Here is a 23,695-nt window from a genome sequence, read left to right on the forward strand (position 1 = left end):
CATCCCGAACAGGACCGTGAAACGACCTAGCGCCGATGATAGTATGGATACCCATGTGAAAGTAGGACACCGCCAGACGCCCCATAAGAGAAGAACCCGGTTGAGAGATCAACTGGGTTCTTTGCTTTGTATGGATACCCATGTGAAAGTAGGACATCGTCAAACAACCATTTAGAGCTCCGGACGGTTATGGATCGGAGCTTTTACTTTGGGTGGCGTGTCTGTTTAGGTCAGATATGTGACACTTATACAAGATTATTTATAGACTCAAATTTCCGAATTTTTGCATTAAATGAAAAGAATCACAGTTGATATTTAAACACTCTGTATTACATGTGTTTTAATTAGAAATTCGGGAATTATCCTTTTTAAATAAAAATATAATTTTAATAGATGGTAATAATATGTTGTTTTATATCAATAGGCGGAGTTAACAATATTATTAAAATTTTTTAGATGCTAAAAGAGGTTGTTTTTTTAAGTGTTGGCAATTTTTGATTGTGACAGAAATAGAAAAGATAATTGAGCCTGAAATTATTAAGATTGTTTTTTGCTTGTATTCGAGAGTAGTGATATATAATATCACTAGATAAATCAACATTAATTCAGGTCATTACATCCTTTGAATTGCGGCAATAAACTATAAATATTAATAAATATTTGCATTTATAAACCAAAAAATCAAAAAGGAGATAGCATTGAGCATTCAAAAATTATTAGATGATGTTACGTTATGGCGTGAAAGTTATAAAAAGGCTAATGCATTATTTGACCGCCAACTTGCGCCTGCTTTTCGTTTATTGAATCTATTTTGTATCAATGAAATGGCATTATCCAATTGCTTAGCATTTTTATTGGATAAAAATGAAACACATGGTCAACAAGACTTATTTATTAACAAGTTTTATGAGTTATTTTCTTCACAAAAAAACATACAGCTTGAGTCAAAATATCAGGTTGTTACTGAATATAAAATTCCTACAGGACAGCGGATTGATATTCTCCTCACAGATCATATAAATTATATTGCAATTGAAAATAAACCATGGGCATGTGATCAAAAAGATCAATTAAAAGATTATGGCACGTGGCTACATGGAGAAGCAAAAAATGATAAAAATTGGCTATTGATCTATTTATGTAATAGAGAGATTAACGAATATACTTTGTCTGAAGATACCGATGAGTCTATTTGCGATAATGTATTACACATCACTTTTTATGAATTACGCAATTGGTTAATTGATTGTGCTTTATATGTTCAAGCACCTAAAGTAAGATTATTTGTTGAGGATTTAATTCAATATATTCAAGAAAACGTAAATGGAGAAATCAATATGAAACAACAAGATGAGTTAGTTAAAATGATTCTTTCAAATTCTAACAACCTTAATTCAGCACTTCTTATTGCAAATAATATTGAAGTAGTAAAAAAGGAATTATTTGATAAATTTATTAAAAACTTACGAGACCAAACAGCCAATTTAGGTATGGTAGGTATCAAAATTGAAGGAGATACTGAAATTGAAAAACGTTATGCAGGTTTTCAAATAAAGTTTGATCCAAATGATTATTTTGTTTTGCGTTGGGAATCTCAAGGTACAATGCAAAGAGATATAATTTATGGGATTCGTCGAAAAGATGCTACTGTTCAGCCTAACAAAAAACTATACAAACATATTGCAGAGCAAATGGAAGGTATCCTTTCATCACCACAATCAAATGAATTGTGGTGGCCTGCTTGGGATTCACCCGAAAAAAATGCCATGCCAAAATTCATAGAAGACGAAACATGGATAAGTTTTTCCAATCCTCAGGAGAGTACTTTTACTAAGTCGGTCATTGAAATAATTCGTCAAGTGTATGAAAAACAAACATTGCGGGCATTACTTAAAGAGCGTTGAGGCAATTAACATGCATAATAGTATGATTAATACGTATTGTTATTTAATTTAAATCAACAACCATACCGCAATAGAAATCTTTATATTAAAGGTTTCTATGACGTACTTACTGATACTATTATTGGCAATGACTATATTTTTATGCAGATGTTGGCTAAGCTAAGCTTACAATCCCAGCTTTAGAAGGAAATCATATAAAAGCTATAGTGCCTACCAAGGCAGGTAACGTTTGGGCTATGCAACTACGAGAAAGTCATTGTGTGACGATTACCATGAGCTGCGCTATTGTTGGCTTAAGTCGCTGTGCTGACTATTATCAATCTAAATTACCGGATGATTCGGTGATTGTGTCGGTACTCAGTGCTATCACTGACAGGCATTTACGTTGGGGGCTTTCCCAAGTGTTTTAATCGCATCAGCATGCTCTGTTATAAATGAAATCATAAACGTGTTTATCGGGTGTATTGTCAATTAAAGCTTAATCTTAGGGTAACGCGTAAAAAATGCATTCCACCACAAAGCCCAGAAAATTATCAGTACCGAATAAACAAGGTGAATGCTGGTCAATGGATTTTATGGAGGACAGCAGTCGCAATCAACGCAGGTTTAGAACTTTTAATGTGATAGATGACTTTAATCGTGAGGTGTTAGGCATTGATATCGCGGTCAGTTTGCCGGCTGGCAGGATTACCCGTTATCTGGATAAACTGGCTAAATATCATGGTTATCCACTAAAAATACGAGTGGATAATGAACCGGAATTTACCGGAAATACGTTCACTTACTGGGCAAAATCACATGGTATAACTACAGAAGAGTACATCAACCCCAGCAGCTCATATCAAAATGGCTATATTAAACGATTTAATCGTTGGTATCGTACTGAGGTACTGGATTTATATCTTTTCAATAATCCGCACAAGCAAGGAACGTAACCGAAGAATGGCTAACCATTTATAACGATAAACGACCCCATGAAACATTGAATAATATAATGTAAATTGAATATAAACCTTAAAACAAGCAGTATAATTTTCTACTTGGTTTGTTTACTAAGTCTAGAGTATTTGCAAAGCTATACTACAAAAATCCAGTATTGATGCTCCTTTAATTTTGTTATATGGAAACAGTTAAAACCATGACATTTTGTTTCATTTAGTCAGAAATTTCACTGTGTTTGCTATGAACAGTCATAAACATGGTTTAAGTGAGAAAACCGGTGTTTATGATTACCATGTAATGTCTGCTAAGACTTATATCCTGATTCAGGCTTTGATGCTTAAGCTTGTAACTATATATTGCGTTTAGTGATGGGAGCAGTTGTGCCCTTATTATTGGGTTTGTTTGAGCAGTTTGTGGTAGTAAAAAAATCATTGCTTAATTTGAAATTAAAAATCTTTCTGACCCCTGAGTATAGTAGTTATATTATCAATCATGATTTGTTATATTCTGATTTTGTAGCTTGTTTGGCGAAAAATGTAAAGAATCGGCTTTTGAACTTGTATAGAAATAGCTGCAAAGATATCTTTACTGTCATGTAGTTAAAGCTAATGCTTTATTTTATCCACTATTTTTATAGTAATTTTATTTGAAAAGTAAAGCAATAACCCAGATTAACCATAATATGGCGCAGCTAGCCAAGGCGTATTTGAGTTGCTTTATTGCGCCCTCATACCTTTGCTGCAAGGAAAAGTATTGCAGTTTTTCTTTTTGCCAGATAAAAGCAAGAATAATACCCGCCTGCTGATTATTTTTTGGTGTAAGTTCAGAGAAATAATGGTTGTCCAGCCACAGGCGCCAGCACTGATAGATAACAATGCCAGCGTTTCCTGTAATCAGTACATGTATGAAACCAACAGGCGCGTTGAAGATTACCCATAATAATGGCACTAAAGCCATCAGCAGCAAAAAGCGCCAGCTGGCTAGTGTTTGTCTGATTAACTGTCTGTTCAGGTAAGGATCAGCGGGTTCTGGGCTATTCTGGTTTGCCATTGTCGAAGTAATTCCATATGTTGGGTGCTAAGCACAATTTGCGGGCGTTGTCGCTGCACAAAGGAATATGCCTGCTCTACGGTTTTGAAATGGTCAAAAGCCAGTAGCCAGGCAATAACCACAACTGCACTGCGCGATAGTCCCAATGCACAATGTACCAGTACGCTACTGTTTTGTAGGCGTAATTTTTCTAGCTCAATTACTGCTTGCTGTAATTGAAGCATGGTGGGGCAAACCAAATCAAGCATGGGCATACAGCTGTAGACACAATTGCGGGTTGGATATGCGCGCGAAAATTCGAAAGTTAAATCAAGCACAGCTCGTTGATATATTGTGCTGCATGGGTAACTACCCAAAAAAATATGTCGTCTGATTGGACTGACAGCAGGAATTTTACGCGTGTATAACCAGCGGGAAATGCTCATTATGTAACGCCATGGTAACAGTAAGCAATAGGCTGCGGCGGTATATTTACCCTGCTGTGATTTATATACCAGACCAACACCAAAACGATAAGCAAAACTTACGATAAATAAAGCAAGTGTAAGCCATAATAACCAAGATGTTAACCACAGACTAAGACATGCACACAATAAAGCTGCCAAACCATAGTATCTTGCCAGCTTTATCGATTGTGCAGATTTTCTATGTAAATGTGATAATTTATTGGGTGGTATCAACCAGTCGATAAACATGCCGATAGCTATACCGGTAATAACATCAATAAAGTGGTGTTGCCATGTAGTTAGTACGGAAATGGCAATTAGCAGAAACCAGCCATGGATCAGCCAATGATAGCGTTTGGCAGTATGTCGCAGAAAATGTTGCCACAATAGCCAGCTCAGGATGATGTGTAGTGATGGTGATTGGTTATAAGGTAAGTCAAATTGTTCCAGTTGGCTAAACCACCATCCGGCAAAACCTTCTACTTTCGGCCGGGTAAAGCTAAAACGGAGTGGAAACAGCAAAAAGCCAATGCAGGCAAAGGTAGATGCTAACAATAGCCGGCAAGCCAGACGCTTCTGTTCGGATAAGGAGCGGCAAATAAATAATGATATACCGTAGAGAAAATCTAGACTCCAGTAAGGAATAATGGTTAGGGGTATAAAAGGAATGTATTGTTCCCAGTTAAAAACGATGCTATTTATATTAATACGTGTGGCAGTAAACTGGTTTATTTGACCATAGGTCAGGAAGAAATAGGGGCCAAGAAGGCATAACCAACCTACTGCCTGCAAATTTATTTTACTGCGTAGATTCATGATGCACGGCGTATTGCTATAGAAACGCTAAAGATGCCCCATTCATCGATAATTTGTGTGCATTTATCGAAGCCGGCTGCGTTTACTAATGCATCCATTTCACCCTGAGAGCGATTGCGCATAATCCATGGTTGACCTTCACGATGGCTGGTGAGTGACCATGCAATGGTTTTCAGTTGTGGATGCCATGGCTGGTTGGTATATATCAAGATACCGCCAACAGGAATAGCGGCGGCTAAACCGTTCAGTGAGGTGCGTAATAGGCTATTGTCTGGAAAAAGTTCGTATAGGCCGGAAACGATACCCAGTGTTGGTTTGGGCGAGAGTGAAGCCAATTGTTGCTGATTGAATGCATCGCCGATTTCAAATCGTGCTTTAGCGCTTAAACCGTAGGCAGCTATCATCTGCTGTCCTTTGTTGACATTGATTTCGCTGTAATCGCGCAACAGGATTTGTTCAACGGTATCAATACTGGATAATGCTTCAATCACGTATCGGCCATGGCCAGCAGCAATGTCAACTACGCGAACAGGCATTTTTTGTGCTTGTAATTTAGATACCGCCTGCTTAATCATGTATTCCAGATTGATTTTGCGCTGCCGGATACCTCGCCAGCCAATACTGTTCAAATAGGCTTTATCAAACTGTTTTCCCAGCCAGTTTTTGCCTTGTGGTTGGTTTTGGTAGACATAATCCAATGTGCTGCCAGAATCAAAGCCTGTTTCACAACCCAGCTTAATGCCATTGGAAAGTGTACCAAGAGTACTCATGCCTTTATGCAAGGCACGATAAGCAAAGGCACTGGGTGAAAATGGCACAGGGCCGCCGCTTAGTTGGCGCCAGTTATCTGCACTTGGGCTCCAGCGATCTTCATGTTGGTAGTTAAAGTTGGGAGCCGGTTGCTGGTACAGGGTATCGACAAAGTTGTGAATTTTTGTGAATGCTTCTTCGCGGTTAAGTTCACCCAATGTGTCGTGATAAAAACCAGGAAGAATGTGCATTTCTTTCAGTGGATTGCGAATACGTTGATAGAAATCCAGTTGTGGCTGTCGATGCACAACGTAATCCTGACCGGAGATCAGCAATTGGGTAGGTAACGTAATGGCTGCGGCATCTTCAATAATGCGATCAGCTGTACGGTACAAATCCAGCAGGATATTGACTGCAATGGCGCGGGTAATCAGTGGGTCGCTATTAAAACTGTTAATGCGTTGCGTATCATGAGTTAGGTACTTGCCTTTGACGTATGAATTAACGAAAAACAGACCTTTGAAATGTTGACCAATTGCTAATAGGGGACGGGCAAATGGAACATATAATTTTACTTTGAAAGCCGGAGAGGCCAGTACCAGCCCGCGAATTTGCGGTGCGTAATCGTGCGCCCAAGTTGCTGCCAGTACTGCACCCACACTCTGAGCAATAACGATAATATTGGCAAGAGGTGTCTGGCTATCAGCGGCAACAAATTGCACAAAATCATCTACGTCCTGTACTGAGCGTGCCAGTGACGGACTGTAGCCACGACGGCCGGGTGAGCGTCCATGGCCACGGGCATCCCACGCATAAAAGTCTGTATCTGGCATGTTCAGCTCATCAACAATGTGTTGTAAGCGGCCAGAATGTTCATGCCCGCGGTGAAACAGGACAATAACTTTGCGTATTGTGCCGGTGGTGATGGCAGGCCAGTGGCGATAAAATAATTCTTGTTTATCGCTGGTATGAAAAATACTTTCTTTTGCTTGGCGTTGTTCAGTCATTGGAGTCTCTTTTTGTATATTGCGGACGCAATGCTAGTAAATTGTTTAATAGTTTAGCCTTGAATTGTTCTTTGTCGGGGTGGTAATACATGGGGCAGCCAATGTTGACATCGATAAACAGGGGCAAAGGGATGCGATTGCCTTTGGCCATTATCTGTTCAGTGCCTTGGAGCCACACTGGAATAATCGGTACATTGGGCATGGCGGCACTTAGATACCATAAGCCTGATTTTAATGGCTGCATTTTCCCGGGCTCACCACGTGAACCTTCGGGAAAAAGAATAAGAATTTTATTTTTGCGTAAGGCGTCTTCGCAGCCTTGCAGGGGATTGCCCTGACCACTATTCTGCCGGGTCACTGGAATAATATTCAGGATGTTGAGTGCAAACCAGGCCATCCATTTATTACTGAGAAAGTAATCAGCCGCCGCCGCAGGATGAATGTGGCGTTGTTGTAAGGGTGAATAGAGTGACATCAACGCAAAAACGTCCATATGACTATTGTGGTTGGCAACAATGATGGCAGGACCCCGTTTGGGCAAGTTGTGGTGTTGGTGAATACGTAAACCCATCCATAAACGCATAACCGGCCATACTATGCATAAGGCAAAAATTGGTTTGAGTAATGATTTCAGCATGGTTTAGTAATAGAAATAACGAATAAAGTGAAAAAATACGGGGGCGGTAAAAATCAGCGAATCCAGACGGTCGAGAATGCCTCCATGTCCGGGTAACAGTGTCCCGCTGTCTTTAATCCCGATATCCCGCTTGATTGCAGACATGACGATATCGCCACAGAAACCGCTTACGCTGATTAGCAGGCCGGCCAGTAAGGCCATACCCCAGTTGAGCGAGGTGAGTAGCGGGCCTAATAGCATGGCAGCAATGGTGGTGCTGCCAATTCCACCGAGTAAGCCGGCCAGTGTTTTATTGGGACTGACTTTGGGGGTGATTTTAATTCTGCCCAGAGATTTGCCCCACAGATATTGGGTAATATCGTTGAATTCGGTTAAACCCACCAGAAAAAGTACCAGCAGTGCACCAGTTTGTTGATTATCGTTGGGTAGTACTAAGAGAAAAGCAACATGGCTAAAAGTAAATACAGTGGTCATCAGACCCCATTGTAGCTGGGAGACAGTGCGCAGAAAGTGTCTGGTATCTCCGGCAATCACCATGCGTGCTGGTAAGAACAGGAACATATAGACGGGAATGAATACGATAAACAGCCCATACCAGTCGATTCCGATTAACCAGTAATTAATCGGAATGGTGATAAACATCCATAAAATGGGCATCCGGTCGGCATGGCGGGCAGGTACCAGTGTTAAATATTCTTTTAAGGCCATGAAGCTGACCAGCGCAAAAAAACTTAATCCGAGCCAGTGTGGGCTAATCAGTGCCAGAGAAAACAGGATGATAATAATCCACCACGTGCGAATGCGTAATGTTAGTTCGTGCCAGTCTTTATTCGGTTTCAGACACACCAGCAATCCATTAATAACTGTTGCCAGCAATAACAGGCTGAAGATAACCAGTAAGGACTTTTGCAGCAGCATATTAGTGGCCTCCGGTTAAGGCACTACGGCAGCGGTTAATGCAAGTCCATAGCAGTAAGATGATGGACGCACACCACAACAGATTATTCCATGAGGTTAATTCAGGCCAGATGGCCAGCAGTAATGACCATGTGCCAAAAATCAGGGCACGGTCACTTTTACCCATTGGGCCGGCATAGCTGCGAATCCCGTTAATTGTTTGGGCGAGAATGCCGCAAAATTCGGTGAGCACAGCGCAAAACAGCATAATCAGTACTACTGTAGTATTGCTGCCCAGTAACAGGATAAAGGGTAAATACAGGGCGACATCAGATAATACGTCGCCCAGCTCATTTAAAACTGCACCAAGCCGGCTTTGTTGGTTGCATTCGCGTGCCAGCATACCATCCAGCGCATTGAGTGCCATGCGAATAAACAGGGTAATGGGTAACAGCCAGAATAGCCCGGGATGGGGGAAAATGGTCAGTATGACACCAATAATAACTGAAAGGGCCATAGCGGCAAGGGTTACGTGATTGGCGGTAATGCCCCTTTTGTATAGCCAGAACATAAGTGGACGTAGTAGTTTTTGAAAAGCCGGTTTGATTTTGTAGAGAGTCATGCTTATGCAAGTATGTGGTGTAATTTTTCTATTATAAAATGTATTTAATATTGTTGTTATGTTATTTTTATTAAAGATATTTTGCTTTGGAACGATTTGTCTGGTGATGCTGCTAATCGGTGATAATAAATTTATATTATTTTGTAGCGGGTATTTATTTTTGGTATCTATCGGGCTGGTAGTTGTGAGGCTGATATGGTCTTTAAGCTTTTACTGATATATAAACTGCCGGTAATACAAGATAATATTACCGGCAGTTTTCAGCGTAAATGGAGGCTGAAATACTTTATTCTCCCTGTGGCATTACCCACATCTGGTTTTGATTGTATTGCTGCATAAATTGTTTGAATTCTGGCGACTGATAGGCTGCTTTCAGGTCTTTTGCCCATTGCGTGTCTTTGTTTTTTTCATTGATGGTAACCACCATTTCCATTTCCGGAACCACTTTTTCGCGTAATACAGCTTTTTTCGGATCCAGTTTCGACTGATAAGCAATGCCGCCGGAGGCAAAACCAAAATCTACTTCATTCAGTGTGCGCGGAATCATTACGGAATCAATTTCCTTGATTTTTAGCTGTTTGGGATTGCTGGCAATATCTCTGGTGGTAGCCAGTATTGGATTAGTATTGGGTTTTAGCTGGATTAGATGGTTGTCGGTGAGGATGTGTAGCGCACGGGAAGTATTGGCCGGGTCGCTCGGAATCAGCACGCTGGCGCCATTGGGGGCTTGCTGGATGGAAGTGTATTTATCTGAATAAATGGCAGCTGGAACTGTAGGAATATGTACCAGCGGATACAGGTGTGTGGCTTTTTCATGGTTAAAAACGTTAAGGTAAGCGGTGTGCTGATCAAGGTTAAAATCAACTTGCCCATTATTAACTGATTGATTATTCACTTCCAGCGTGGAAAAATTCAGGGTTTTGATTGTATAGCCCTGTTTTTCCAGAATGGGTTTGATACCTTGTTCAAAGACAGTGCTATAGGGCATGGCAGAAGCACCAAAAACCAGTTCTTTTTTTGTGGTTGGGGTAGTGGGTGCTGTGTCCTGCTGGGTTTTGGAGCAGGCAATCAGGCCTGTTGCCACTAAACAGGATAAAACAAGATAGATAATTTTGTTCATAATGTACCTGCTGAAATTTAATATGGAATTTCAGTATATAATTGGAATGAGTCTGCAAATATACTGATTTTAAATAACTTTACTACTAAATAGAATAAGCATTTATGCCATTTGTCCTCTGCTTGAATAGTTATGCTCACTGATTTAGAAAAAAACGCCATACGCGACCATTACCAGAATATCGCTAAAAGCCTGCCTCATTTCCGGCCACGTCAGGCTCAGCGGGAAATGATTGCAGCCATTGCCAATGCATTTTCGCGTACTCAGCAACAGCAGGCTGGTGAGGATGCACCAGAGCGCAATGGTGAATCCATCGTTATAGTAGAGGGTCCAACGGGTGTCGGGAAAAGTCTGGCGTATTTACTGGCCGGAGGAATTATGGCGCAGACACGTGGCAAGATTCTGGTGGTTAGCAGTGCCACGGTGGCCTTACAGGAGCAGCTGGTGGGGCGGGATTTACCATTTGTCGTCAGGCACAGTGGCTTGAGTTTGAGCTTTGCGCTGGCAAAAGGACGTGGACGTTATTTGTGTCCGTATAAACTGTATCAATTAACCCAATTAAACGCGCAGGATAGTTTGCAGGGGTTTGAACCACAACAGGAATTATGGGACAGAAAGCCAAAGGTGGAGGAATTAGCTGTATTGCGCGAAATGGCGGACCAGTTTGCTGCACGTACTTTTAATGGTGATCGTGATACTTGGCCGGAACAGATTGATGATGGTCTGTGGCAAAGGGTAACCAATGACCGCCATGGCTGCCTGAAAGCCGGCTGCCCTAATCGGCCGGAATGTCCGTTTTTTCTGGCACGGGAAACGCTGGAAACAGTGAACGTGGTTGTGGCCAACCATGATTTGCTGTTAGCTGATATCGGCATGGGCGGGGGCGTGATTCTGCCATCACCGGCTAACAGCTTTTATTGCATTGATGAAGCTCATCATTTATCGCACAAGGCCTTACAGCAGTTTGCTGCTGAACACAGCCTGAATCAGGCATTGTGGTTTTTAGACCGGATGGGTAATGTTGTCGATAAAGTGGCTGGTGTGCTGGATAAAAGTGAGCTGGCTGTACTGGCTGCCGAGGCTGCATCCAGCTTGCAGGAAAGCTTGCAGGAGTGGCTGATTCATCTGGCTGATGAACCCAGTCTGGCCACACAGGAGGGCATCGAAGAAAGCAGCTGGTTGTGGCCGGATGGTACTATTCCGTCCAGCTTAAGTATGCTGGTAAATAATACAGCCATAGCCGCACGCATGCTGCTCAAGCACATAAACAGCATGAGTGAGGCACTAGCGGCCGCACGGCGCGATAAAAATCAAGATAGCAGCCTGCTCGACCGGCTAAGTGGTGATTTGGGTATGCTGCTGGCGCGAACAGAGCAGGTAGTTGATGTATGGGATTTAATTTCTACTGAGAATGTAGAAGGTGAAGCACCACTGGCTAAATGGATTACGCGAACTTTTAAAGATAAAGTGGATTACAGTTTTAATGCCTCACCAATTACCAGTGCCAGCAAATTAGCCAGTGGTTTGTGGCGGCGTGCAGCCGGTGCCCTACTTACCTCAGCAACGCTGCGCTCGCTGGGAACATTCGATTTACTGTTGAAGCAAACCGGCCTGACCTGGTTGCCGGATACCACCATGCTGGCACTGGATAGCCCGTTTCATTTTGCCGAACAGGGTGAACTATATATACCGGCACTGGCCGCCAGTCCGAAAGATGCTGCTGCGCATACCAGTGAAATTGTCAAGTGGCTGCCGAAACTGATTAATGAAAATGAAGCCATTGGTACTCTGGTGCTATTTTCTTCGCGCCGACAAATGCAGGAAGTGGCACTGAAATTACCAGACAGTCATTTGCCGTTATTATTGGTACAGGGGGAAATATCCAAACAGGTATTATTGCAGCGCCATCAGGAAACCATTGCTGCCGGTAAGCCCAGTATCATTTTTGGGCTGGACAGTTTTGCCGAAGGGCTGGATTTGCCTGGTGAAATGTGTGTGCAAGTAATTATTGCCAAGCTGCCATTTGCCATGCCGGATAACCCGATTGAAAAAACCCGTAACCAGTGGATAGAAGCACGCGGCGGCAATCCATTCATGGAAATTACTGTGCCGGAAGCGAGTATCAAGCTGATACAGGCAGTAGGACGGCTGATTCGTACCGAAACCGATTACGGCCGGATAACCATTTTGGATAATCGTATTTTGACAGCACGTTATGGCAAGCAATTACTGGCTTGTTTGCCGCCATTCAAACGCATCGGTTAGGCATAAATCTGGGGGGAAAAGCATAATCTGTCTACCTTGCTGAGTACTGGGGGTTTGTCATATCAACCAAGCGTGGCAATTGACAATCACTTGATTAATCTTTAATATTAGAAGCTTTCGTATATTTATCTGGATTAGCTCCTATGAAAACCTTTTCAGCTAAGCCGCATGAGGTGAAGCGTGATTGGTATGTAGTTGACGCTCAAGACAAAGTTCTGGGTCGTTTGGCTGCTGAAATCGCTCGCCGTCTGCGTGGCAAACATAAGCCAGAATACACGCCGCATGTTGATACTGGTGATTACATCATTGTAATCAACGCTGACAAATTGCGCGTGACTGGTCAGAAACAGACTGACAAAAAATACTATCGCCACTCAGGCTTCCCGGGTGGTATCTATGAGCGTACTTTTGCAGAAATGCAAAACCAATTTCCTGGTCGTGCGCTGGAAAAAGCCGTTAAAGGTATGTTACCTAAAGGCCCGTTGGGCTATGCCATGATTAAAAAACTGAAAGTATATGCTACTGCAGAACATGGCCATGCTGCTCAACAACCTAAAGTTTTGGATATCTAAGGACACGCAATGAACGGTAAATATTACTACGGCACGGGTCGCCGCAAAAGTTCAGTGGCTCGTGTTTTCCTGCAAAAAGGTAGCGGTCAGATTATTGTAAATGGTCGTCCGCTGGATGAATTCTTTGGTCGTGAAACCGGCCGTATGATTGTACGTCAGCCATTGGTACTGACCGAAAATCTGGAAGCTTTTGACATTAAAGTTAATGTAGTAGGTGGTGGTGAAACTGGCCAGTCTGGTGCGATTCGTCACGGTATTACCCGTGCACTGATTGACTACGATGCAGCTCTGAAACCAACTCTGTCTGCTGCTGGTCTGGTGACTCGTGATGCACGTGAAGTTGAACGTAAGAAATTCGGTCTGCGCAAAGCACGCCGTGCTAAACAGTTCTCCAAACGTTAATCTGTATTGTTATATTTCAAGCAGTTTACGAATTCAACAAAAAGAGCCTTTATGGCTCTTTTTGTTTTGTATTTAGTTAACGGAAACGAATTATTAATAATTTAAGATTTTAATTCATCTAATAAGCGTAAAGCCAGTAGCCCATGCCCCATTGTTGCTCCTGCTCTGACAGCTGCAGCAACAGAAATAAGTTCAGCTAATTCCTGTTTACTTGCTCCTACGCGCATAGCGCCTTTAGTATGAATATCAATACAGTAAGCACATTGTGTAGTCAGGGCGACGGCTAATGCAATAAATTCTCTGGTTTTGATGGGAATAATGCCATCTTCACGCTTGACTGTTTGGTGATCGAATTCTATAAAAGCCCGTGCTTCCTGCGGTGCCAGATTCAATAAGGAAGCTACATATTTGATATCATCTGGAGATTGATAATTACTCATTTAAATTTTCCTTAAGGTTAAATAATTTATAATTAGTAAGTGGATTAGTTCGCCAATAATAAAATAAATACAATAAATTCAAATAAATATACTTGTGCAATAAAATAAATTCAACATGTCGTACTATTTTTACTTTAGGTGTGCTGAACGTGATTCATCTTTTTTTGAACATGGAATACATGTTTTACTTGGATTGGTTATTGTTATTATGAACCTGATTAGCCAACAGGCAGGGCATGCTTTTAATGCAATAAATCCTGAAATGGCTGATGTAAGTCCTAATATAATGCTCCACCCAGTGCCTTGAATAAAAAGATATATTGTTAAAGCGAGCAAACTAAATCCAGTATATCTACGGAGTAAATGTCTTAATATGGAACTATTTCTAAACATCACGTCCCTTTTTACGTTAAAAGAGTGAAAACTGGAAAAATAAACTTAAACCAGCATGACTATGCTTAGGCAGCATGTATTGAATTAAAACTTCAACTCATAGAGTTGTGAAAACAGATAAAATTGTTCTTTTTTGTCTTCTATTCATCCAAAAAGATTTGTGAAGTCAGTTTTTCCTTTATCATTGTTCTAGCCCGGTGCAGTCTACTTTTTACAGCTTCAATAGTTATACCTAATTTTTTGGCGGCTTCGGGGGCGGTATATTCTTCAATATCCCGTATAATTAATATTTGGCGATAAATCGGTGGTAGGGTCATAATTGCATTGATTAAATCAATGCGCAGATTTAAATCAGAATCAGGTGTTGCTATGTTTTCCAGATTAAATTCTGTCTCGGTATTTTTTGATAGTCGGGAACTAAATAACCGATAACATTCTCTTTCTATAATTCGGAAGAGCCAACTGGTATAAGCTTTTATTGTTTTTAATGTGCCAATCTTTCTGTGAATTTGCCAAAGTGCTATCTGTACCACATCTTCTATGTCTTCAGATGTGGTACAGGTTTTTCTGGCAAATCTTCTGATATCTTTTTGGGATACAATTAATAGTTGTTCTAAAGCCTGTTTATTACCGGAACAGGCGGCTAGAATTAATTTTTCTGAATTCTGTTTCATGGCAATTTGTCTGTCGCTATCTTTGGGTTTTGCTATATTGGGAACAAATATTGAAGTTGGGGAAAAGATTTAAATTATGTTTTTCACCAACTCTATATTTATATAGAGGATAGAAATGCGTAAAAGGATTCAAAAGATTTTTATTTTTAAAAGATATAGGCATTTTGATATTAATTTAACTGATTTGTAATATAAATGCGTTGCTATTCGCTAACGATGGCCTACTGGTCAGTCAATTTTGTATTCTATATGCAGTAAGCCTGTCCAGTTTCGGCATACATTTCTATTTGAAGAAATAGATTTATTTTTATGTTAATTAATAATAAATTTATGGTCGAAAAGCTTTGCTTTGCAGTGATTGATATTTTTAAGAAATGAGATTGTGCTGGTTATTAAAGTATTTATTAGATTTTAGTGATTAAGTAGTAGAAACGAATATTTTTATTTAAATATATGATATATAATAAATTTTTCCAAAAACTGTTTTGGGGTAAAAGTTATATAGAGTAATCTATAATAAAATGCAATTTATGTTCACTGATAAAGTATAAGTGTATTTATGTGTCTATCAATAATTATTTTAATGTTGATAGACAGTTTCTGCTAATAATATATTTATATTTAAATAACTGTTTTATCAGGATGGCTTTCAGTAATTTGCCTATGTCATAGTGATCAGTCTGTTTGTGATGATTGTAAGTATGTACTGCAATTGTTATGGGGCAGTTGGTGGTTTAGTATTACGGTGTTTATACCGATTGTAGCCAAATAGGTACTGGCTGGGAAAGCGTGCTACCCATTGTTCGACATTGTTGTTGATAATCTGGGCATCAAGTTCACGATTGCCATTGAGTGTACCTTCCAGCGGAGCGATATGCAGGGCAAAGCCGCGGCCGTGGGGCAGACGTTCGCCGCAAAAGAACAGGGCGGTTACTTTAGGCATGACGGCCAGACGTGAGGCCAGTGTCATGGTGTAGGCTGGTTGGCCAAAAAAAGTTGCCCATACGCCTTCACCTTCACCAGGTACCTGATCGGGTAAAACGATGGTGGCCTCTTTGTTTTTTAAGGCACGTACGATTTGTTTGACGCCCTGCATATTGGCCGGTGCGGTATAGCCGTTATCGCGGACGCGGCCATTATTCATTACGCTTTCGAGCCAGCTTATTTTGGGTGGGCGATACATGGCGGTGAGAGGAAAGGGCAGTTTTTCGCTCAGGTAACGGCCGGCAAGGTCGTAATTGCCCAGATGCGGGGTAATGAGCAGCAGACCTTCGTTGCGAGCGAGGGCTTCTTCAATGTGTTCCCAGCCGTGCACTTCTTTAAATAGGGAGACAATGTGTTTGCTGGAGCGGGTCCATGCAATGGATAGTTCTAGTCCGCTTTTAGCTGTTTCGGCGAAAACGGATTTAACCAGTTTCTCTGCTTGTTGGTCGTTGGCAGCAAGTTTGCTAAAATGTAGATTTCTAGTTGTGCGTTTACGTTCGTTGGTGGCAAAGTAATAGCCAAAACGCCCCAGTATTGAACCTATGCCTTGTAAAATTGGCAAGGGAATTAATGCCAACAAGGAAAATACGACATAAACCAGCTTTTGCATCTGTTCTGTATCTCAAACTTAAAATTTGGGCGACATTGTAACAAAAGCATCTATAACTGCCCATAAAGCATTATTAGCATCAGAAAGTATCCGCCAATTATGAGTGAATTTCTGTTTACTTCCGAATCGGTATCTGAGGGTCATCCAGACAAGGTTGCCGACCAGATTTCCGATTCTATTTTAGACGCTATCCTGGCTCAGGACTCTGCTGCACGCGTGGCAGCTGAAACTTTAGTCAATACCGGTTTGTGTGTGCTGGCCGGCGAGGTTTCTACGCGTGCGCATATTAATTATATTCAGGTTGCACGCGATACGATTAAGCGTATCGGTTACAACTCATCGGAGCTGGGCTTTGATGCCAGCGGCTGTGCGGTGATGGTATGTTATGACGAGCAGTCTCCTGATATTGCGCAGGGTGTTAATGAAGGGGAAGGTCTTGACTTGGATATGGGTGCCGGTGATCAGGGGCTGATGTTTGGTTATGCCTGTGATGAAACGCCTACACTGATGCCGTTTGCCATTTATTATGCACATCGTCTGATGCAGCGCCAGAGTGAAGTGCGTAAAAGTGGTGAACTGCCATGGTTGCGCCCGGATGCAAAAGCGCAGCTAACCTGTGTGTATGACAGTGAGACTGGTAAGGTGAAGCGCATTGATACGGTAGTGCTGTCTACGCAGCATGAACCGGATGTCGGGCGTGAGGAACTGGTTGAAGCGGTGAAGGAATATATCATCAAGCCAGTATTGCCTGCTGATATGTTAACTGATGAAACGCAGTATCTGATTAATCCGACCGGCCGTTTTGTGATTGGCGGGCCGCAGGGTGACTGTGGTCTGACTGGGCGCAAGATTATTGTGGATACTTATGGCGGTGCGGCGCCGCATGGTGGTGGCGCGTTTTCTGGTAAAGACCCTACCAAAGTTGATCGTTCCGCCGCTTATGCCTGCCGTTATGTGGCGAAGAATATTGTTGCTGCCGGTTTGGCCAGCCAGTGTCAGATTCAGATTTCCTATGCGATTGGTATTGCACAGCCTACTTCTATTGCAATTGATACTTTCGGTACCGGTAAAGTTGATGAAAATCGATTGATTGAGATTGTGCAGCAGCATTTTGATTTGCGTCCGAAAGGGATTATTAAAATGCTGGATTTGCAGCGGCCGATTTATGCGAAAACGGCAGCATATGGTCACTTTGGCCGTGAAGAGCCGGAATTTACGTGGGAACGCACAGATAAAGCGCAATTATTGCGTGAGGCTGCGGGTATTTGATTCAGCTTGTATGAAAAAAGGCTGCTTTTGAGGCAGCCTTTTTTGCTGGTTGTTGTGTCGGCTGCTGATATGGTTTTGACAGTTGCAGAATTTGGTCAGAATAGGTGTGTGTTGGGTTTATGGTAGGCTGAAAGCTTGTCTGAAGCCTAAACTAAACTTGCTGTTTTTGTCGTTGTTAGTGGTGTGTTTGCTAAGAAAATTGGAGTTTTGTATAGGGGGAAAGGTGCAATTTTGTTCAAGGCTGGTGTGAAAGGTTGTTGAGACAGGCTGGATAAAACAGTTATCTGGTTAATATGGCGTAAAAATCTTCAAAATAACTAAATATTTAATCTGCTATCAAATATAATTATGCCCTTAACACATAAGGATAGTTGTGGATTTTTGTCTTATGGTTTGTATAGAAAAATAATTATCAGTATGGAATTTGTGGCTGGTTATTAATAAATTCGGCTGGTTGATTTTTCTGTGATTGGTTCTGGCTGTTTCTTGGTCTAAATGATGGCTCAAAGCAGTTTATGATTATGGTGTGGCTCGCCTGTTTTCTGGTATGACATATGGCAGATTATGTCTGTGAGCTGGAAAAGGTACATCGTTCATGATATTTGCTGATAGGACGGTATGCGGGCATATAAGAGTAATTTTCAATAAATTTGATAATGTAGTGACTATTTTGGGGTTGGAATATTTTCAGCCAAACTATAAGCTTCATTTATAATAAGTGGTATGGTTATTGTAATGGTTTATTTTTTGGATTTTGAGGTGCTCTAATATGGGTTTTTCTCTTCCTGCTACCGAACTGGAAGCTGCTTTAGGGGTGCTGGCAGTGAAAATGCCAAGCATGAATGTTCAACTGGTGATGCTCAGCCGCTTAATACGTCTGGTGCACACAACCATTCAAAGTGAGCTGAATGAGCGTTTGCACAAGCACCACCTGTCAGAAAGTCTGTGGCATGCGCTGCTGGCGGTTTATGCGCGGCCGAATCATGAAATTTTACCATCAGAACTGAGTAGTATTCTGAATCTAACCCGCACCAGTGCAACGCGTCTGTCTGATGATCTGGTGCTTAATGGCTGGGCAACGCGTTCTACTCATCCTTTAGACCGGCGTAAAATTACGTTGAAATTAACCAAGGCTGGTGAGAATCTGATTCAACTGGTTAGTCCGGAAACCAATGAGGTGCGCCGGCGGGTATGGTCAGCCCTGAGTGAACCGGAATATGAACAATTGCAGCAGTTACTAACCAAGTTATTAACTGCTGCTTAACTTTTTTGCTGAGATTTGCATGAAATTAACTGTGTCTGTGCCCCGATTCCGATTACGTCAGTTATCCCTTGTTACTCCAGTTGCTTTGCTGCTGTTGTCTGCCTGTGCCAATTTTGGCCAGCAACCAGATTTGCAAACACCTCAGGAGGCGACACAACTGCAATTACCTGCCGGTCAGTCTGCCCATGCTAGGCAGAACTGGTGGCTGGGTCTGAATCAGCCGCTGTTGAATAAGCTGATGGATACTGGTTTGGCTAATGCACCGGATTTGCGTATTGCTGCTGCACGTGTTGCGCAAGCAGAGGCGCAATGGCGTGGTGCCAGAGGTGAGGCTGGTGTACAGGTAGGAGTACAGGCAAATGGGGTAGCTGCCTATTTGAATCCGAAGCCAGACTCAAATAGGGCTGGTGATGACCCGAATCATGTTTTCCGTAATGAAATGGCTGCTGTAGCCGTTAATTATACTTTTGATTTCTGGGGCAAGCAGCGGAATCTGATTAAGGCGGCACTAGGTACGCGTCTTGCTGCTGCCTATCAGCAGGAACAGGCACGGCTGGTACTAAGCCAGAGCATTGTATCGCAATATACCCAATGGCAGTTGTTGCAGGAACAGGCGCATATTCTGCAACAGCGTATTGGTGTGAATCAGCAGTTGCAGAAGCTGGTTGCTAACCGGATTCGTGCTGGTCTGCAACCAGCCAGTGATGAGTATGCGTTTACGCAAACAGTATTGGGTTTGCAAAGTGCTTTGCGTCAGACGCAGGCGGATATCGAACGTACCCGTCACAGCATGGCGGCACTGGTTGGTCTGTCGCCAAACCAGCTACCGGCAATGGTACCTCAGCCGCTGGATAAAGTGCCTGAGGTGGCGGTTGATGGTCTGCGTGCGGATATTCTGGGACAACGGCCGGATATTGCTGCACAACGGGCTTTATTACAATCGAATTATTTTGGTATTAAGGCGGCAGAGGCGGCATTTTATCCTAATATTGAAATTAAGGGATTGGCCGGTCTGGCGCACGTGGACGCGTTTGATCTGATACATTCTTCTTCACGGATGCTGGGTATTGTGCCAGCTATTTCGTTGCCTATCTTTACTTCGGGCAGTTTGCAAGCTGCATTGTCGGGTAAACGTTCTGCCTATAATGAGCAGGTAGCTCAATATGACAAAACGGTATTGACAGCCTTGCAGCAGGCAGCCGATGCTATAAGTGATTATCAGCACAGTACGGTGGCGTTGCCATTGCAGCAACAGGCTTTTCAGGTGGCACAGAAGAATGCGCTATCCAGCAGCAAACGTCATGCGGCAGGGCTGGACAATGCTATTACCAAACTGCAACGCGAAGATACTGCTTTGAGGGCACGTGCTGATTGGGTTAAAACCATTGCATGGCAGCAACAGAGCTGGAATAGTCTGCATGCTGCGCTGGGTGGTGGTTTCCAGCTTTCAGATACTCAGGCTACTCGTTAATTTACTGTTATTTTTCTATTTTATTGAGCTATTTACGTATGAGTGAACAAAAGCAAACTAACGAGGCAGTAACAACCTCGCAACCGGCGGTTCAGCCGCAGTCTGAACGAGTGCCCGCAGGCCGCAAGCGCAAGCTGGTGGTGCTGACTGCCGTATTTCTGCTGATTGCGCTGGGCTTTCTGCTGATGTATCTGCTGGTCTGGCAGCATAAAGAATCCACTGATGATGCATATGTGAATGGCCATCTGGTGCAAATTACACCGCAGATTACTGGTACGGTGCAGAAGGTGAATGTGGATGACACGCAAACCGTTAAAGCCGGGCAGGTGTTGGTTGAACTGGATAACAGTGATATGCAACTGGCGTTTGAACGGGCACATGATGAGCTGATTAATGCGATTCGCCAGAATCAGCAGCAGACTGCTCAGTCACGTCAGGCCAGTGCACAGGTGGCCGCACAACAGGCTCAGTTAAAACGTTTGCAAGCAGACTTGCTGCGTCGCCAGAGTCTGGCCGGTACGGATGCCATTTCTGCTGAAGAGTTAAGCCATGCTCGTGATGCGGTATTGGAAGCTCAGGCAAAACTGAAAGCTGTGCAAGGGCAGGAAAGTGCGGCAAAAGCGGTGTTGGGTCATAATGTTCCGCTGCGCCAGCAGCCGGCAGTGATGACAGCAGTCAGCCATCTGAAAAGTGCATGGCTGGATTTACAGCGTACCCATATCAAGGCGCCAGTAGATGGACAAGTTGCCAAACGCAATGTTCAGGTGGGGCAGAAAGTGGCTACGGGCGCGGCACTGATGGCGGTAGTACCATTGAATAATGTCTGGGTAGATGCCAACTTCAAGGAAAGCCAGCTGGCTAAAATCCGTATCGGGCAGCCGGTGGAAATCAGAGCAGATGTGTATGGCAGTAAAGTAACCTATCACGGTAAGGTGGCGGGTTTGTCTGCCGGTACGGGTGCAGCGTTCTCTCTTTTACCGGCACAGAATGCAACCGGTAACTGGATTAAAGTGGTACAGCGCGTGCCGGTGCGTATTGCGCTGGATCCGAAAGAGCTGGCTGCGCATCCGTTGCGGGTAGGGTTATCAATGGATGTTGAGGTAAATACGCGTAACCAGAATGGGCAGGATTTAACATCAGTGCATGCGATTCCCACCAATGGCAGTATGGCTGCAATTGACTGGACACCAATCAATAATATGATTGAGCAGATTTTTGCCCAGTACGCTCCCTGATTCTGTTAACGCCGAATCTCTTATCTGGATACTGCTGGTACAGGAATAATAGTTCTGTCACCAGCAGGCTTTACTCAGGTAGTGATTTAGCCTGATTTTACTGTAATTCCAGAAGCATCATCTTTATGAACTGTATTTTTGTGTCTATGGACACAGATTTGGATATGCTGAAAGATGAAGTATGTTTCTGCAATAAGGCCGCTTGAATGACGCATTCTCCTTTAAAAGGTCCGGCACTGGCTTTGGTTACAGTGGCACTGTCACTGGCCGTTTTTATGCAGGTGCTGGATTCCACCATTGCCAATGTGGCATTGCCAACCATTACTGGTAATCTGGGTGCAGCCAATAGTCAGGGTACGTGGGTGATTACTGCGTTTGCGGTAGCGAATGCGATTTCAGTACCGCTTACTGGCTGGCTGGCGCGCCGTTTTGGTGAAGTGAAAGTTTTTGTTGTGGCAACACTGTCGTTTGTGTTGGCCTCGTTTTTATGTGGTATTGCACCCAGTCTGGCATTGCTGGTGTTTTTCCGCGTGTTGCAGGGTGCTGTGGCCGGGCCGATGATTCCGCTGTCGCAAAGTTTGCTGATGGCTGCCTATCCGCCGGAAAAACGTCCCATGGCACTGGCTATGTGGTCGATGGTAATCATTGTGGCGCCGATTTTCGGGCCGATTCTGGGTGGTATTATCAGTGATAACTGGCATTGGGGCTGGATTTTCTTTATTAATGTGCCAATTGGTTTGCTGGCTGCCGGTATTTCATGGCAGATGATGAAAAAACGCGAAACCGAAACTGTACACGAGCCAATCGACCGCATGGGCTTATCGCTGATGGTAGTAGGCGTAGGTGCCTTGCAAATGATGCTTGACCGCGGCCATGAGCTGGACTGGTTCTCGTCCAATGAAATTATTGTTTTGGCTGTTATTGCTGTAGTGTGTCTGGGCTACTTTGTTATCTGGGAATGGTATGCCAAGTACCCGATTGTAGACTTGCGCCTGTTTAAAGACCGTAACTTTACCGTAGGGGTAATTACCCTCAGTACAGCCTATATGACCTATATGGGAGCGATCGTACTGCTGCCGATGCTGTTGCAGATGCAGCTTGGTTATACCGCTACCTGGGCGGGGCTGGCAACGGCACCTATTGGTATTTTCCCAGTATTGTTGTCGCCGCTGATTGGTAAGTTTGGTAACCGGCTGGATATGCGGGTGCTGGTAACCATCAGCTTTACTGTATACGCTATCTGTTTCTTCTGGCGTACCAATTTTAATGCTGGCATGGGTTTTATGGATGTATTCTGGCCGCAGTTTGTGCAGGGGATTGGCATGGCGATGTTCTTTATGCCGTTAACTCAGATTACCCTGTCTAATATGTCTGGTTCGCAGATTGCCAGTGCGTCGAGTATTTCCAATTTTGTGCGCATTCTGGCTGGTGGTATTGGTACTTCAATGGTAAATGTATTGTGGGATAAACGTGAAGCTTTGCATCATACGCAATTGGTGGAAAACATCCATCCTTATAATAGCACCATGAATGAGTCAATTCAGGGTATGAATCAGCTCGGTTTAAGTGGTGTACAGCCGTTAGGTTCGATTGAGCATACTATTGGTCAGCAGGCGCATATTATGGGTGCGAATGATTTATTCTGGCTGTATGGTTTGACTTTCTTAATTCTGATTGTGCTGGTATGGTTTGCCAAGCCACCGTTTGGTAGTGGCGGTGGCGGCGGGGCACATTGAAATCCTTTGCTATCTATTAACGCGGCCTGTGCATTCTGTGTAGGCCGTGTTATTTTTTATCCTTTCCGTATACACAACACTCTTACAATCTGTTGTAAGGCAAATGTTTATATACAACTGTGAATGTAAAGTGGTGGCAGCTTGTGTACAATAGATAGCGTTTAAGTGCATGGCTGGCGATAAGCAGTT

At 43.1% G+C, this 23,695-nt stretch carries 22 protein-coding genes; 12 read left to right on the forward strand and 10 right to left on the reverse strand.

Features of this window, described 5'->3' with window-relative positions:
* Nucleotides 1-698: 698 nt before the first annotated feature.
* The 4 genes from MJ764_RS10275 to MJ764_RS11680 all read left to right on the forward strand — a co-directional run bounded on the left by MJ764_RS10275 (nt 699) and on the right by MJ764_RS11680 (nt 2,904).
* Nucleotides 699-1,904 carry a PDDEXK-like family protein gene (locus tag MJ764_RS10275; protein ID WP_239326730.1) on the forward strand — a complete coding sequence of 402 codons (1,206 nt, stop codon included), beginning with the start codon at nt 699-701 and terminating at the stop codon, nt 1,902-1,904.
* Between the two features lie 236 nt (nt 1,905-2,140).
* The gene (locus MJ764_RS10280) at nt 2,141-2,314 is read left to right on the forward strand and encodes a hypothetical protein (protein WP_239326732.1); all 174 of its coding nucleotides are present in this window, start codon (nt 2,141-2,143) and stop codon (nt 2,312-2,314) included.
* A gap of 93 nt (nt 2,315-2,407) precedes the next feature.
* Entirely contained in the window at nt 2,408-2,839 is a 432-nt protein-coding gene (locus MJ764_RS10285; protein WP_275415310.1) for a DDE-type integrase/transposase/recombinase, read from the forward strand.
* Between the two features lie 17 nt (nt 2,840-2,856).
* Entirely contained in the window at nt 2,857-2,904 is a 48-nt protein-coding gene (locus MJ764_RS11680; RefSeq protein ID WP_420853954.1) for a hypothetical protein, read from the forward strand.
* 584 nt (nt 2,905-3,488) lie between these two features.
* Here the strand turns inward: MJ764_RS11680 and MJ764_RS10290 are convergent.
* The 7 genes from MJ764_RS10290 to MJ764_RS10320 all read right to left on the reverse strand — a co-directional run bounded on the left by MJ764_RS10290 (nt 3,489) and on the right by MJ764_RS10320 (nt 10,191).
* Nucleotides 3,489-3,896, reverse strand: a complete 408-nt coding sequence (locus tag MJ764_RS10290) for a hypothetical protein (protein WP_239326736.1) — start codon at nt 3,894-3,896, stop codon at nt 3,489-3,491.
* On the reverse strand, nt 3,854-5,158 hold the full coding sequence (locus MJ764_RS10295) for a phosphatase PAP2/dual specificity phosphatase family protein (RefSeq protein ID WP_239326738.1): 1,305 nt from the start codon (nt 5,156-5,158) through the stop codon (nt 3,854-3,856). Before MJ764_RS10295 ends, MJ764_RS10290 begins: the two co-directional genes overlap by 43 nt.
* A complete protein-coding gene (locus MJ764_RS10300; RefSeq protein ID WP_239326740.1) occupies nt 5,155-6,915 on the reverse strand; it encodes a bifunctional alpha/beta hydrolase/class I SAM-dependent methyltransferase in 1,761 nt (586 codons plus the stop codon). Before MJ764_RS10300 ends, MJ764_RS10295 begins: the two co-directional genes overlap by 4 nt.
* Nucleotides 6,908-7,552 (reverse strand): lysophospholipid acyltransferase family protein, encoded by a 645-nt coding sequence (locus tag MJ764_RS10305; RefSeq protein WP_239326742.1) that lies wholly within the window; start codon nt 7,550-7,552, stop codon nt 6,908-6,910. Before MJ764_RS10305 ends, MJ764_RS10300 begins: the two co-directional genes overlap by 8 nt.
* A gap of 3 nt (nt 7,553-7,555) precedes the next feature.
* Nucleotides 7,556-8,470 carry a phosphatidate cytidylyltransferase gene (locus MJ764_RS10310; protein ID WP_239326744.1) on the reverse strand — a complete coding sequence of 305 codons (915 nt, stop codon included), beginning with the start codon at nt 8,468-8,470 and terminating at the stop codon, nt 7,556-7,558.
* 1 nt (nt 8,471) lies between these two features.
* Nucleotides 8,472-9,071: a CDP-alcohol phosphatidyltransferase family protein gene (locus tag MJ764_RS10315; RefSeq protein ID WP_239326746.1), complete on the reverse strand. Its 600-nt coding sequence runs from the start codon at nt 9,069-9,071 to the stop codon at nt 8,472-8,474.
* A 286-nt stretch (nt 9,072-9,357) separates the two neighbouring features.
* Nucleotides 9,358-10,191, reverse strand: coding sequence for a MetQ/NlpA family ABC transporter substrate-binding protein (locus MJ764_RS10320; protein WP_239326748.1), 834 nt, complete (start codon nt 10,189-10,191; stop codon nt 9,358-9,360).
* Between the two features lie 132 nt (nt 10,192-10,323).
* On the opposite strand from MJ764_RS10320, the gene dinG reads away from it, so the two are divergent.
* From dinG to rpsI, 3 genes are all read left to right on the forward strand, one after another.
* A complete protein-coding gene (gene dinG, locus MJ764_RS10325; protein ID WP_239326750.1) occupies nt 10,324-12,456 on the forward strand; it encodes an ATP-dependent DNA helicase DinG in 2,133 nt (710 codons plus the stop codon).
* 143 nt (nt 12,457-12,599) lie between these two features.
* Nucleotides 12,600-13,028 (forward strand): 50S ribosomal protein L13, encoded by a 429-nt coding sequence (rplM, locus tag MJ764_RS10330; protein ID WP_025329931.1) that lies wholly within the window; start codon nt 12,600-12,602, stop codon nt 13,026-13,028.
* Nucleotides 13,029-13,037: 9 nt separating this feature from the next.
* Complete coding sequence (gene rpsI, locus MJ764_RS10335) at nt 13,038-13,430, forward strand: 30S ribosomal protein S9 (RefSeq protein ID WP_025329932.1); 393 nt, start codon at nt 13,038-13,040, stop codon at nt 13,428-13,430.
* Between the two features lie 101 nt (nt 13,431-13,531).
* On the opposite strand, the gene MJ764_RS10340 is transcribed toward rpsI, so the two are convergent.
* The 3 genes from MJ764_RS10340 to MJ764_RS10350 form a co-directional block, all read right to left on the reverse strand.
* Nucleotides 13,532-13,870 carry a carboxymuconolactone decarboxylase family protein gene (locus MJ764_RS10340; RefSeq protein ID WP_239326752.1) on the reverse strand — a complete coding sequence of 113 codons (339 nt, stop codon included), beginning with the start codon at nt 13,868-13,870 and terminating at the stop codon, nt 13,532-13,534.
* A gap of 533 nt (nt 13,871-14,403) precedes the next feature.
* On the reverse strand, nt 14,404-14,937 hold the full coding sequence (locus tag MJ764_RS10345; protein ID WP_239326754.1) for an RNA polymerase sigma factor: 534 nt from the start codon (nt 14,935-14,937) through the stop codon (nt 14,404-14,406).
* Nucleotides 14,938-15,652: 715 nt separating this feature from the next.
* Complete coding sequence (locus tag MJ764_RS10350) at nt 15,653-16,531, reverse strand: lysophospholipid acyltransferase family protein (RefSeq protein WP_239326756.1); 879 nt, start codon at nt 16,529-16,531, stop codon at nt 15,653-15,655.
* Between the two features lie 99 nt (nt 16,532-16,630).
* Between MJ764_RS10350 and metK the strand changes: the two genes are divergently transcribed.
* The 5 genes from metK (at nt 16,631) to MJ764_RS10375 (ending at nt 23,506) form a co-directional block, all read left to right on the forward strand.
* A complete protein-coding gene (gene metK / locus MJ764_RS10355) occupies nt 16,631-17,800 on the forward strand; it encodes a methionine adenosyltransferase (protein ID WP_239326758.1) in 1,170 nt (389 codons plus the stop codon).
* Nucleotides 17,801-18,569: 769 nt separating this feature from the next.
* Nucleotides 18,570-19,064 (forward strand): MarR family transcriptional regulator, encoded by a 495-nt coding sequence (locus MJ764_RS10360; RefSeq protein WP_239326760.1) that lies wholly within the window; start codon nt 18,570-18,572, stop codon nt 19,062-19,064.
* Between the two features lie 19 nt (nt 19,065-19,083).
* Nucleotides 19,084-20,535, forward strand: a complete 1,452-nt coding sequence (locus MJ764_RS10365; protein ID WP_239326762.1) for an efflux transporter outer membrane subunit — start codon at nt 19,084-19,086, stop codon at nt 20,533-20,535.
* Nucleotides 20,536-20,573: 38 nt separating this feature from the next.
* On the forward strand, nt 20,574-21,770 hold the full coding sequence (locus tag MJ764_RS10370; RefSeq protein ID WP_476749660.1) for a hemolysin D: 1,197 nt from the start codon (nt 20,574-20,576) through the stop codon (nt 21,768-21,770).
* A gap of 206 nt (nt 21,771-21,976) precedes the next feature.
* Nucleotides 21,977-23,506, forward strand: a complete 1,530-nt coding sequence (locus MJ764_RS10375; RefSeq protein WP_100090672.1) for a DHA2 family efflux MFS transporter permease subunit — start codon at nt 21,977-21,979, stop codon at nt 23,504-23,506.
* The last annotated feature ends 189 nt before the right edge of the window (nt 23,507-23,695 follow it).

The sequence above is a fragment of the Snodgrassella gandavensis genome, from assembly GCF_914768025.1.
Classification (GTDB): domain Bacteria; phylum Pseudomonadota; class Gammaproteobacteria; order Burkholderiales; family Neisseriaceae; genus Snodgrassella; species Snodgrassella gandavensis.